General features: G+C 65.2%; 12 protein-coding genes. 7 read left to right on the forward strand and 5 right to left on the reverse strand.

Annotated elements, in window-relative coordinates:
- The first annotated feature begins 61 nt into the window (after positions 1-61).
- Positions 62-2,497, forward strand: a complete 2,436-nt coding sequence (locus LOY37_RS09460; protein ID WP_258716710.1) for a TonB-dependent receptor — start codon at positions 62-64, stop codon at positions 2,495-2,497.
- A gap of 1 nt (position 2,498) precedes the next feature.
- Here LOY37_RS09460 and LOY37_RS09465 read toward each other — a convergent pair whose 3' ends face one another.
- Positions 2,499-3,389, reverse strand: coding sequence for a LysR family transcriptional regulator (locus tag LOY37_RS09465; RefSeq protein WP_258716711.1), 891 nt, complete (start codon positions 3,387-3,389; stop codon positions 2,499-2,501).
- 100 nt (positions 3,390-3,489) lie between these two features.
- Here LOY37_RS09465 and LOY37_RS09470 point away from each other — a divergent pair, with 100 nt between their 5' ends.
- From LOY37_RS09470 to LOY37_RS09495, 6 genes are all read left to right on the forward strand, one after another.
- Positions 3,490-4,569 carry an extracellular solute-binding protein gene (locus LOY37_RS09470; RefSeq protein WP_213601916.1) on the forward strand — a complete coding sequence of 360 codons (1,080 nt, stop codon included), beginning with the start codon at positions 3,490-3,492 and terminating at the stop codon, positions 4,567-4,569.
- Positions 4,570-4,590: 21 nt separating this feature from the next.
- Entirely contained in the window at positions 4,591-5,550 is a 960-nt protein-coding gene (gene speB, locus LOY37_RS09475; RefSeq protein WP_195883489.1) for an agmatinase, read from the forward strand.
- 152 nt (positions 5,551-5,702) lie between these two features.
- Positions 5,703-5,990, forward strand: a complete 288-nt coding sequence (locus LOY37_RS09480) for a hypothetical protein (protein ID WP_371128683.1) — start codon at positions 5,703-5,705, stop codon at positions 5,988-5,990.
- Positions 5,991-6,020: 30 nt separating this feature from the next.
- Positions 6,021-7,169, forward strand: coding sequence for a PQQ-dependent sugar dehydrogenase (locus LOY37_RS09485; RefSeq protein WP_258716712.1), 1,149 nt, complete (start codon positions 6,021-6,023; stop codon positions 7,167-7,169).
- A gap of 183 nt (positions 7,170-7,352) precedes the next feature.
- The gene (gene zapE / locus LOY37_RS09490) at positions 7,353-8,471 is read left to right on the forward strand and encodes a cell division protein ZapE (protein ID WP_258716713.1); all 1,119 of its coding nucleotides are present in this window, start codon (positions 7,353-7,355) and stop codon (positions 8,469-8,471) included.
- Positions 8,472-8,481: 10 nt separating this feature from the next.
- On the forward strand, positions 8,482-9,066 hold the full coding sequence (locus LOY37_RS09495) for a DinB family protein (protein WP_258716714.1): 585 nt from the start codon (positions 8,482-8,484) through the stop codon (positions 9,064-9,066).
- On the opposite strand, the gene LOY37_RS09500 is transcribed toward LOY37_RS09495, so the two are convergent.
- Genes LOY37_RS09500 through LOY37_RS09515 form a run of 4 tightly spaced genes read right to left on the reverse strand, consistent with a single transcriptional unit; the run spans position 9,063 to position 12,519 of the window.
- A complete protein-coding gene (locus tag LOY37_RS09500) occupies positions 9,063-9,497 on the reverse strand; it encodes a YqaA family protein (protein WP_258610225.1) in 435 nt (144 codons plus the stop codon). The genes LOY37_RS09495 and LOY37_RS09500 overlap by 4 nt on opposite strands.
- A 10-nt stretch (positions 9,498-9,507) precedes the next feature.
- Complete coding sequence (locus LOY37_RS09505) at positions 9,508-9,936, reverse strand: DUF411 domain-containing protein (protein ID WP_045201363.1); 429 nt, start codon at positions 9,934-9,936, stop codon at positions 9,508-9,510.
- A gap of 14 nt (positions 9,937-9,950) precedes the next feature.
- Entirely contained in the window at positions 9,951-10,817 is an 867-nt protein-coding gene (locus tag LOY37_RS09510) for a copper resistance protein B (RefSeq protein WP_258716715.1), read from the reverse strand.
- Entirely contained in the window at positions 10,810-12,519 is a 1,710-nt protein-coding gene (locus tag LOY37_RS09515) for a copper resistance system multicopper oxidase (protein WP_258716716.1), read from the reverse strand. The genes LOY37_RS09510 and LOY37_RS09515 overlap by 8 nt, the downstream gene beginning before the upstream one ends.
- Positions 12,520-12,573: the final 54 nt, after the last annotated feature.

Below are 12,573 nucleotides of genomic sequence, written 5' to 3' on the forward strand. Positions count from 1 at the left end.
GTCGTAGTGAGACTGATCAGCAATCCATTCTCATTTACAACCATTTGCCTGGAAGAAAACAGTGAAGGGTCCGCTCAAGCCAATCGCCCGTTCCACCGGTTATTTCAAACACGTCCTGCTGGCTTCGACCGCCGTCGCCGCGTTGCTCGGCACTCTGCAGGTGCACGCCGCCGACCCGGTAAAAGCCGCCAGCACCCAGCAGGAGCGTGAAGTATCCCTGGACTTGCCTGCGCAGAACCTCGACCAGGCACTGACCGCCTTCGCCGACCAGGCCGGCCTGCACCTGTTGTTCACCAGCCAGGATGTGGCGGGCCGGCAAAGCCCGGCGCTCCAGGGCCGTTACAGCATTGCCCAGGCCTTGCAGAGCCTGCTGGCAGGCAGCGGCATGAGCTGGCAGTTCAGCGCGCAGAACACGGTGATCCTGCGCAAGAGCGCGGCGGCGCAAAGCGTCAGCCTCAAGCCCATCGAAGTCAGCGTCGCCTCGCGTACCAGCACTTCGATCAGCGAAATCCCCGGTACTGTCTGGGTGGTCGACCAGCAGCAACTGCGTGAGCAGATCGACAGCGGCGTCAGCCTCAAGGAAGCTATCGGCAAGCTGGTGCCGGGTCTGGACCTGGCACCGGAAGGGCGTACCAACTACGGGCAGAACATGCGCGGGCGCAACGTCCTGGTGATGATCGACGGCGTCAGCCAGAACAGCTCGCGGGGTTTGTCGCGCCAGTTTGACAGCATCTCGCCGTTCAACGTCGAGCGCGTCGAAGTGCTCTCCGGCGCCAGTGCCATCTACGGCGGCGGCGCCACCGGCGGCATCATCAATATCGTCACCAAGAAGGGCGAAGCAGGCCCGGCGCGCTTTGAAACCCAGCTGGGTGCCAGCAGCGGCTTCAACAACAGCGACGACCTGTCGACCCGCATCGCCCAGTCGATCAGCGGCGGCAACGAGCGCATCAATGCGCGCCTGGGTGTGTCTGCCGAGCAGAACGAAGCCTTCTACGACGGCGCCGGCGAGCAGATCTTCATCGACAACACCCAGACCGACCTGCAGTACAACCGCACCATCGACGTGCTTGGCAGCCTGGGCCTGAAGTTCAACGACGAGCAGAGCCTCGACCTGCTGGCCCAGTACTACGACTCGGGCAACCACGGCAGCACCGGTATCTACTTTCCCAACCTGAACTACAACGCCCCGTCGGATCTGGAAGACGCCGAACTGCGCGGCGGCTACTCCACCGATCTTGAGCCGCGCACCAAGCGCCTGCTGCTCAACGCCAACTACCACCACAGCGATGTGCTCGGCCAGGACTTCTACCTGCAGGCCTCGTACCGCAAGGAAGACGACAACTTCTACCCGTTCCCGTACTACAACACCGGCAAACCGGCGGGCTCCAAAGGCGTGTACTTTGCCGCCTCGCAGCAGAACTTCGAGGTCAGCAGCCTCAAGGCGCTGTTCGCCAAGCAGTGGGACAGCCTCAAGCTGACCTACGGTGTGGACCTGGACCGCGAGCGTTTCAACGCCGACCAGACCACCTTCAATGCCCTGACGTCGTCCGAAAGCGGTGGCCTGGACCTGGATGAAGCGAGCAAGGCAGCACGCTACCCCAGCTACCGGGTCGACGGCATCTCGGCCTACGCCCAGCTGGACTGGAAGGCCACCGATAACCTGGCCTTTTCCGGTGGCGCCCGGCGCCAGCAGATGGACGTCGATGTCGGCGACTTCAAGAACGTGCCCGGCGGCAACAACGATTATCAGGTCAACCTGTTCAACTTCGGCGCCATCTACGACTTCAAGAACGGTCACCAGCTCTGGAGCAACTACGGCGAAGGCTTCGACCTGCCGGACCCGGCCAAGTACTACGGCAAGCCGGGCCTGAGCGTCGAGGACAACCCGCTGGCCGGGATCAAGAGCCGCCAGGTGGAGCTGGGCTGGCGCTACGCCGACCTCGACTGGGACGCCCAGGCGGCGGTGTACTACATCTGGTCGGATAAGATCATCACCACCGACATGGCCACTTTGACCATCAATGTCGAAGAGCAGAAAAGCCGCGATTTCGGCTTTGAAGGCGCGCTGACCCGTCACTTCGAAAGCGGCTGGGAAGCTGGTAGCACCCTGCACCTGGTGCGCTCGCAAGAGCAAGACAAGGATGGCGACTGGATCAAGCGCGATGCCCGCTATGCGTCGCTGTCCAAGTCCACCGCTTTCGTCGGCTGGAAGGGCGATGGCCGCAGCGCCCGTTTGCAGGCCAACCACGCCTTCACCCTCAAGGACGATGCCGATCACAAGATCAGCGGCTACACCACCTTCGACCTGCTGGGTAGCCAGGACACCGGTTTCGGCACCTTCAGCGCCGGTATCCAGAACCTGCTCGACAAGCAGTACAGCACCGTCTGGGGCCAGCGCGCGACGCTGTTCTATTCGCCGACCTATGGCCCGGCCTATCTCTATGACTACCAAGGCCGTGGCCGCACCTACACCCTGACCTGGTCGCTGGCCTACTGAGTCAGGCGAAGGCGGCCAGCAGGTCGGCTGCGAAGGCCTGTTCGGCATCACTGGCCACCTGGGCGCGGTGGCGCACCAGCACAAACGGCACGGCGAAATCCAGCGCCGGGTCCAGAACCTGCAACAGGCCGCGCGCGACCCAGGGCTCGGCGTAGTGGCAGGGCAGGTAGCCGATGTGCCGGCCGGAGAGGATGAAGGCCAGCGCGCCTTCGACCTGCTCGGAACGGGCCGCGCCGCTGGTGCCGTCAAAGGGTTCCTGGCGGCTCTGGAAGCGATAGGGGTGTTCGACCTGGTCGGCCTGTTGCAAGGCCGCCAGGCTGACCTCGGTTTGCCCGGCCAGCGGATGATGGCTGGCGCAGTACAGGCGCTGGTTTTCTTCGAACAACGGCGTGTAATCGAACGCTGCCTGCTTGCCGGAAAAATAGCCGATGGCCAGGTCCAGACGCTGCTGCAATAGCTGGCGCTCAAGGTCGGCTGGCATGGCGCTGACCAACTCCAGGCGCACCGCCTCGTCACGCTGGCGAAAACGCTCGATGGCCCGCGCCAGGCGCAAGGTCACGGTACTTTCCTGGGCCTCGGAAATGCCGATGCGCACCTCGCCGAGCAAGCGCCCGGCGACGCCGTTGGCCTGATGCCGAAACGCCTCGATCTGCACCAGCAGTTCGCGGGTGGCCTTGAGCAGCACTTCACCCTTTGCGGTCAGGCCAAAGCCGCCCTTGCCGCGGCGGCACAGGCGATAGCCCAGGCGGGTTTCCAGGCGCGCCATCTGCTGGCTGATGCTCGGCTGGCTCAAACCCAGCACACCCTGGGCGGCGCTGAAGCCGCCGGCCTCGACTACAGTGACGAACAGCCGCAGCAGGTGCAGGTCGAGGTCGTGCAGTTGTCCCAGCATCAAACATTGCTCCTGATGAATGTCAGGTTAACTGACTTGCCATTTTAGTAATGTAACCCGGCAGGCATGCTGGCGGCATCCACTGACAAAGGTGCCCGACATGCGTACATCCCTGTGGTTGTTGTCCCTGGCCCTGGCCTTGCCGGTGCAGGCCGAGGAAAAAGTCCTCAACCTGTACAGTTGGGCCGACTACGTCGCCCCAGAAACCTTGCAACGTTTCGAGCAGGAAACCGGCTACAAGGTGCGCTACGACACCTTCGACACCACCGAAGTGCTGGAAACCAAGTTGCTCACCGGCGGTAGTGGCTATGACGTGGTGGTGCCATCTTCGAGCCTTTTGGCCCGCGCCCTGGCTGCCGGCGCCTTGCAGCCGCTGCAGGCCCAGGCCATGCCCGGCTACGCCAACCTCGATCCGGACCTGCTGGCCAAGCTGGCCGAGGTCGACCCTGGCAACCAGTACGCCGTGCCCTACACCTGGGGCACCCTCGGCCTGGGCATGAACCTTGAGGCGGTGCGCCAACGCCTGGGTGATGTGCCGCTGGACAGCCTCGACCTGTTGTTCAAGCCCGAGTACGCCAGCAAGCTCAAGGATTGCGGGATTGCCATGTCCGACTCGCCCCAGGAGGTCATCGGCGTCGCCCTGCATTACCTTGGCAAGGATCCCTACAGCCGTGACAAGGACGACCTGGCGGCCGCCCAGGCGCTGCTCAAGCAACTGCAGCCGTCGATCAGCTACGTCGCCAACGGCCGGCAGATCAACGACCTGGCCAACGGCAGCGTGTGCCTGGCGCTGACCTACAACGGTGATGCAGCCATGGCCGCCGACCAGGCGCACAAGGCCGGCAAGCCGTACCAGGTGATCTACCGCATCCCCCGCGAAGGCACGCTGATATGGCAGGACAACCTGGTCATGCCCAAGGACGCGCCGCACCCAGAAGCAGCCCGCGCCTTCATCGCCTTCATGTTGCGCCCGGACTCGGTGGCGCCACTGACCAACACGCTGTTCTTCGCCAATGCCAACCAGGCCGCCACGCCTCTGGTGGATGAAGCGGTGCGCGGCGACCCGGACATCTACCCCTCGGCCGAAATACGCGCGCGGCTGTTTGCCGACCGCAGCATGAGCCTCGCCGACATGCGCCAGCGCACCCGCCTGTGGACCACCTTCCGTAGCCGCCAATAACAACAAACCAGGAGCCCGACCATGGACCTCGCCCCCGACAACGACCAGGCCATTACCCGCGAAAGCCTCTACGGCACCATCGCCGAAAACACCTTTGCCGGTATCACCAGCTTCTCGCGCCGGCGCTACAGCCGCGATTTGCGCGGCGTCGATGTGGTGGTCAGCGGCGTGCCGTTCGACACCGCCACCAGTAACCGCCCGGGTGCGCGCTTCGGCCCGCGGGCGATTCGTGCCGCCTCGGTGCAGCAGGCCTGGGCCCGGCACTGGCCGTGGGAGTTCGACCCCTTCGAGCACCTGGCGGTAATCGACTACGGCGACTGCAACTTCGACTACGGCAGCCCGCACACCGTGCCCGAGAGCATCCAGGCCCATGCCGAGCAGATTCTCGAAGCCGGCTGCGCCATGCTCACCCTGGGCGGCGACCACTTCATCAGCTACCCGCTGCTCAAGGCCCATGCACGCAAACACGGTCCGCTGGCGCTGATTCATTTTGATGCCCATAGCGACACCTGGCCGGACGAGGAGGGCCAGCGTGTCGATCACGGCACCATGTTCTGGCACGCGGCCCGCGAAGGCCTGGTAGACCCGGCGCGCTCGGTGCAGATCGGCCTGCGCACCACCAATGACGATACCCAGGGCTTTGCCGTGCTCGATGCCCGCCAGGTGCATCAACGTGGTACCCAGGCAATCATCGAAGCGATTCGCCAGCGGGTTGGCGAGCAACCGGTGTACCTGACTTTCGACATCGACTGCCTGGACCCGGCCTATGCTCCCGGCACCGGCACCCCGGTGTGTGGCGGCCTGACCACGGTGCAGGCGCTGGAAATCCTCGGTGGGCTGCGCGGCATCAACCTGGTGGGCATGGACCTGGTGGAAGTCGCGCCGGCCTATGACCATGCCGATATCACCGCCCTGGCCGGGGCCACCCTGGCCATGGAAATGCTTTGCCTGTACGCCGCGAAGCATAAGGTCGATGGCTGATCCGGTAACAAAATGAATCACCTGCGGGGCAAATCGAGGTTTCCCGGCGAACCTGTCGCGCCTTAGGCTATCCAACGCTTGGGCGCGCTGGTTTTCGGCGCCGTGTGTTGCCGGAGGTGAATACCGTGAACCGATCACTGACGGGCCTGGCCATGGCCCTGCTCTTGAGCTCGCCGCTGCAGGCGGCGCCTGTTGCCGCGCCGTTGCAGCTGGCGGCCAGCAACAATAACCCCTACAACAGCCCGATCATGCGCGCCAACCCCAACAGCCGCCAGGGCAGCGTGCCGGCCACGCCGCCGGTGCGCGGCCCGTCGACCCAGCCCAACCCGCGCCCGCCGACCCTCGAGAACCGTGGTATCGGCAATGGCGAAAACATCCGCCGCGAACAGACCACCCCGCGCCTGGAACCCAGCCGGCCGCCGCGCGCGCCCGCACCCTGAATAACAGGCCCTCCCTGGAAGGAATCGCTGATGTCCCCACGCACCTGGCTACCCACCCTGATGACCGCGGCGCTGCTGCCGCTGCTGGCCCATGCCGCGCCCGAGCGCGACTTCAAGAGCGAGGAGGGCAGCGTCAAGGTCAGCACCCTCGCCGAAGGCCTGCGCAATCCCTGGGCCCTGGCGTTCTTGCTGGACGGCCAGGGCATCCTGGTGACCGAGCGCGCCGGCAACCTGCGCATTGTCAGCCCCGAAGGCAAGGTCGGGCCGCCGCTGGGCGGCGTCCCCGAAGTCTGGGCCAAGGGCCAGGGCGGTTTGCTCGACGTGGTGTTGTCACCGACCTTCAAGCAGGACCGGATGGTCTACCTGTCGTATGCCGAAGGTGGTGGGGAGGGCGGCACGGCCGGTACCGCGGTGGGCCGCGGGCGCTTGTCGGCCGACAGCGCCAAGCTTGAAGACTTCAATGTGATCTTCCGCCAGCAGCCCAAGCTCTCCAGCGGCAACCATTTTGGCTCGCGCCTGGTGTTCGACCGCGACGGCTACCTGTTCATCGCCCTGGGCGAGAACAACCAGCGCCCGACCGCCCAGGACCTCGACAAGCTGCAGGGCAAGGTGGTGCGCATCCTCCCGGATGGCACGGTGCCCAAGGACAACCCGTTCGTCGGCCAGGCCAACGTGCGCCCGGAAATCTGGTCGTTTGGCCACCGCAACCAGCAGGGCGCGGCGCTCAACCCCTGGACCGGCGAGCTGTGGACCAACGAGCATGGGCCCCGTGGTGGCGATGAGATCAATATCCCCAAACCCGGCAAGAACTATGGCTGGCCGATCGCTACCCACGGCATCAACTATTCGCTGATGCCGATCCCGGAGGCCAAGGGCGAGCATGTCGAGGGCATGCTCGACCCGCACCATGTCTGGGAGAAGTCCCCGGCCATCAGCGGCATGGCGTTCTACGACAACCCGCGCTTCAAACCCTGGGATCACAGCCTGTTCATCGGCGCCCTGGCGGCGCAGGAACTGATTCGCCTGGAGCTCAAGGGCGACAAGGTGGTGCATGAAGAGCGCCTGCTCGGCGAGCTCAAGGCGCGGATTCGCGACGTGCGGGTAGGGCCGGACGGGTATCTGTACCTGCTTACCGATGAGACGGATGGCGCGCTGCTCAAAGTCGGGCTGGATCTGTAGAGACCTTGTGGGAGCGGGCCTTGCCCCGCGATCAAGCGCGCAGCGGTGGTATCTCAGACAACATCCGATGTGCTGACTGTACTGGCCTCATCGCGGGGCAAGCCCGCTCCTACCAATGGTGGTAGCACTTGCCCCGCGATGCCCCCCGCCGCAGAATGCCCCCTTTTGCGACGGACGCCGCGCATGTCCTGCTTCACCGAACAGTCCCCGCTGACCCGCTACCAGCAGGCCATTGCCAGCCAGGGGTTTGTCAGCGATCCGGCCCAGTTGCAGGCCGCCACCGCCCTGCAAACCTGCTTCGAGGCCCTGCAACGCGGCGAAACCCCGCAGGGCGTGTACCTCTGGGGGCCGGTTGGGCGCGGCAAGACCTGGCTCATGGACCAGTTCCACGCCTGCCTGCAGGTTCCGGCCCGGCGCCAGCATTTTCATCACTTCATGCGCTGGGTGCATCAGCGCCTGTTCCAGCTCAATGGCACCGCCGAGCCCTTGCAGGCCCTGGCCTTGTCCCTGGCCGAAGAAATCCGCGTGCTGTGCTTTGACGAGTTGTTCGTCAACGACATCGGCGATGCGATCATTCTCGGCGGGTTGTTCCAGGTGCTGTTCGAGGCCGGGGTGGTGATCGTGGCCACCTCCAACCAGCCGCCCGGGCAGCTCTACAGCGACGGTTTCAACCGCGAGCGCTTCCTGCCGGCGATTGCCGCCATCGAGCAGCATATGCAGGTGGTGGCGGTGGCGGGTGAGCAAGACCATCGCCTGCATCCGGGCGCGCTGATACAGCGTTACTGGATTACCGAGATAGGCCAGCCCGCAGCCCTGGCGCAGGTCTTCGAGCAACTGCGCGGCGAGCAAGCGGCGACTGATCAACCCTTGCTGATCGGCTCACGCCAGCTCAGCGTGGTGCAACGCTGTGAGACGGTGCTCTGGTGCCGCTACGCCGACCTGTGTGAGCAACCCTTCGCCGCCATGGATTTCATGGCCCTGTGCGACAGCTTCCAGGCCATTCTGCTCGGCGAGGTACCGGCGCTCGGCGCCCGCCAGCGCCCGGCGAAGATTGCCCGCGGCACCGAGGACGGCGCCCGGCGGGTGGTCGCCGGCGACCGCGAGCTGCCGCAACTGTCGGTGCATGACGACAGCGTGCGGCGCTTCATCGCCCTGGTCGATGAATGCTACGACCGGCGGATCGCCCTGTACCTGGAAGCCGAGGTCGCCCTGGAAGCGCTCTACACTGAAGGGTATCTGGAGTTCCCGTTCCGGCGTACGCTCAGCCGCTTGCGGGAGATGCAACTGCAACGCTTCTGCTGAGGAATCGATCATGGCCGAGCCTCTTTCGCACCACCTGCTGACCATGGCCTACCAGAACGGCTGGGCCAACCACCGGGTGTACAAGGCCTGCAGGCAACTGAGCCAGGATGAGTTCGTCGCCCCGCGGGCGAGCTTTTTCCCGTCGATCAAGGCGACCCTCAACCACATCCTCACCGTCGACTGGTTCTACCTGCAGGCCCTTGAGTGTGAGCAGCGCGGCGAAGCGCCCGACCCGGACAGCGAGCGTTTTTTCCAGCCCGAGGAGCCTTTTGCCACCTGCCTGGAACTGCACGCCGAACAGTTGCAGGCCGATCACCGCCTGATCGCTTACTGCAGCCAGTTACGTGACGACCAGTTGCAGCGCTATGTGAACATCGTGCGCCCCAACTGGGTGCAGCGCGAACAACGCCTGCGCCTGCTCTCGCACCTGTTCGAGCACCAGATCCACCACCGTGGCCAGGTGCACGCGATGCTCAGCGACACCGCGGTGCGCCCACCGCAACTGGATGAATTCTTTTGTGAGGATGAAGCGCACCTGCGCGCCCAGGACTTTGCCGAACTGGGCTGGACCGAGGCGCAGATCTGGGGGCGCTAGTGCTGCATCCAGCCCAGCGTCAGCAGCGCCAGCACCAGGTAGCGGCCGGCTTTGGCGAGGGTGACCAGCACTAAAAAGCGCCAGAACGGCTCGCGCATGATCCCGGCAATCAGCGTCAACGGGTCGCCGATCACCGGCATCCAGCTCAGCAGCAGCGACCACTGGCCATAGCGCTGGTAGCGTTGCTGGGCCTTTGCCAGTTGCTCGGGCTTGAACGGGAACCAGCGCTTGTCGCGCAGGTGCTCGATGCCGCGGCCCAGCAGCCAGTTGACGATCGAACCGAGCACGTTGCCGGCGGTGGCGATCAGCAACAGGCTGACCAGCGCCTCAGGTTCGCGCAGCAGCAGGCCGACCAGCACCGCTTCCGATTGCAGCGGCAGCAAGGTGGCTGCGCCGAAGGCGCTGAGAAACAGCGCCCAATAGCTGAGCATCAAGGCCGGATCAGTAGTTGGCGACCACTTCGTCCTTGCCCTCAAGGGTCAGGCCGATGACCTGGTAGGCGTCCTTGTGGTCGCCCATTTCCATGCCCGGCGAGCCCATGGGCATGCCCGGTACGGCCAGGCCCTTGAGGTCGGGACGCTTGCTCAGCAGCTTGATCTGCTCGGCCGGCACATGGCCTTCGACGAACTTGCCGTCGATCACCCCGGTATGGCACGAGGCCAGGCGCGGCTCGACGCCCAGGCGCTGCTTGAGCGCGCTCATGTTCGGCTCGACATGGTCGTTGACCGTGTAGCCGTTGTCGTGCAGGTGCTTGATCCAGTCCTTGCAGCAGCCGCAGTTGGGGTCACGGTAGACATCGATGGTCGGCCCGGCCTGGGCCAGGGTGCTCAGGGCCAGCAGGCCGAAGGCGACGATTTTCTTGCTCAGCATGTACTTCTCCACTTCTAGAAACGCAGGCGAACTCCAGCGACTAGGCGGGTCTGGCCGATGTCGCCGTGCTCATCACGGATTTGCTCGGCGTTGTTGCCGTAGGCCCGGTTGACGCTGATGCCCAGGTACGGGGCAACGCCACGGGTGATTTCGTAGCGCAGGCGCAGGCCGATCTCGCTGTCGGCAAGGCCACTGCCCTGGTCCCGGGTGGCGTCGTTGCGGCCATAGAAATTGGCCTCCAGCGACGGTTCGAGGATCCAGCGATTGCTCAGCAGGATAGCGTAACTGCTCTCCAGGCGCAGCGCGGTTTGCTGATGTTCGCCGGCATACAGGGTGGCTTGCAGCTCCAGCCCGTACAGCGGCGTACCCTGGATGCCGAAGGCGGCCCAGGTCTGGCCAGTGGCCGGCTTGAAGTCCTGGCGCAGGCCACCGACCAGCTCCCACCAGGGGCTGATGGCATGGCCCCAGAGCGCCTGCAGTTCGGCCTTGTGGGTCACGCCCTGTTCGCGTTCGCCCTCGCTGCGCAGCCACAGGCGGTCGACATCGCCGCCGATCCAGGCATTGGCGTCCCACTTCAGGGCGCTGCTGTTGTCGAAGTTCTGGTACTCCAGCTGCTCGACCGTCACGGCCCAGTTGGTCTGCTGGTCGTGGACCTGATGACCGGGCAGGGGCGGGAAGGCCGCCTGGCGGTCGGCGTCGGTGATCGGACGCAGTGGCGTGCGTGGAGTGCCCGGCGCCATGCTGTGGTTCATGCCTTGATGGTTCATGGCACCGTGGCCCATGGCGGCGTGATCCATGGCCTCGGCACGGGCCTCTTCACTGGCCAGCAGGGCGAGCAGGGCGAAGCCGCCGAACAGCGGCCGAAAAATGGGCTTATTCATCGACGCGTACCTCGCGGAACATGCCCATCTCCATGTGGTAGAGCAGGTGGCAGTGATAGGCCCAGCGGCCCAGGGCGTCGGCGCTGACCCGGTAGCTACGGCGGCTGCCGGGCGGGATGTCGAGGGTGTGCTTGCGCACCTGGAAGCTCCCGTGTTCGTCTTCCAGGTCACTCCACAGGCCATGCAGGTGGATCGGGTGGGCCATCATCGTGTCGTTGACCAGGGTGATGCGCAGGCGCTCGCCGTAGGTCAGGCGCAGCGGCTCGGCGTCGGAGAACTTGATGCCGTTGAACGACCAGGCGAAGCGCTCCATGTGTCCGGTCAGGTGCAGTTCGATTTCCCGGGACGGCTCGCGGCCATCGGGGTCGGCGAAGGTGCTTTTCAGGTCGGCGTAGGTCAGCACCCGGCGGCCGTTGTTGCGCAGGCCAATCCCTGGGTCGGCGAGGTTGGGCCTGGGGTTCATGGTCTGCATGTCCACCAGCGGGTTGCCGCTTTCGCTGGCCGGGTGTTGCTGCATGCCGGTCATTTTCGAATGGTCCATGCCGGCCATCTGGCTGTGGTCCATGGCGCCCATCCCGGCCATGGCGCCGTGGCCCATATCGGCCATGGTCAGGATGGGGCGTGGGTCCGGCTCTGGCACCTCGGCGCTCAGCCCGTTGCTGCGCGCCAGGGTACCGCGGGCGTAGCCGCTGCGGTCCATGCTCTGCGCGTACAGGGTATAGGCGGGCAGGTCGCCGACCCGCACCAGCACGTCATAGGTTTCGGCCACGGCGATGCGCAGTTCATCGACCTCGACCGGCTGCACCGGCTGGCCATCGGCGGCGATCACCGTCAGCTTCAGGCCCGGAATGCGAAAGTCGAAATAGCTCATCGCCGAGCCGTTGATCAGACGCAGGCGCACAGTGTCGCCGGGCTGGAACAGGCAGGTGAAGTTGCCATCCGGCGGCTGGCCGTTGAGCAGGTAGGTGTAGGTAGCGGCGCTGATGTCGGCAAGGTCGGTGGGGCTCATGCGCATGGCCGCCCAGGCCTTGCGTTCGGCCACGGTTTGCTGCCAGCCATTGCTGGCGACATCGTCGATGAAGTCGCCAACGGTGCGCTTGTGGTAGTTGAAGGCGTCGGACTGCTTTTTCAGGGTCGCCATCAGCGACTCGGGGGACTGGTCGCTCCAGTCGCTGAGCAGCAGCACGTAGTCGCGCTGGTAGCGATGGGCTTCGGGCTGCCTGGGTTCGATGACGATCGCGCCGTAGACCCCGGCTTGTTCCTGCAGGCCGCAATGGCTGTGGTACCAGTAGGTGCCGCTCTGCTGCAGGGTGAAGCGGTAAAGGTACTCGCCACCGGGCTCGATGCCGGCAAAGCTCAGGCCCGGCACACCATCCATGTTGGCCGGGAGGATGATCCCGTGCCAGTGCAGCGAGGTCGGCTCGTTCAGGCGGTTGCGCACCCGCAGGGTCACACTGTCGCCCTCCCGCCAGCGCAGGGTCGGGCCGGGCAGGCTGTTGTTGATGGTCAGCGCCGTGCGCGGGCGGCCGGTAACGTTGACCGGGGTCTGGCCGATGAACAGCTCGAAGTGCTCGCCGCTCAGCTCGTTGGCAAACACGCCGGGCGCGGCAAACGCCGGCAGGCGCCAGAGGCCGAGGCCGGCCAGGGCGCTGCCGGCGGCGAAGCCCTTGACGAAGGTGCGGCGGGTCGAGTGTCGAAGCATGGCTGCCATTCCAGGGGCGGGGATGGCACGACCTTAGCCAGTGCTGACTGTCAG

This window comes from Pseudomonas sp. B21-012, from assembly GCF_024749305.1.
Lineage (GTDB): Bacteria > Pseudomonadota > Gammaproteobacteria > Pseudomonadales > Pseudomonadaceae > Aquipseudomonas.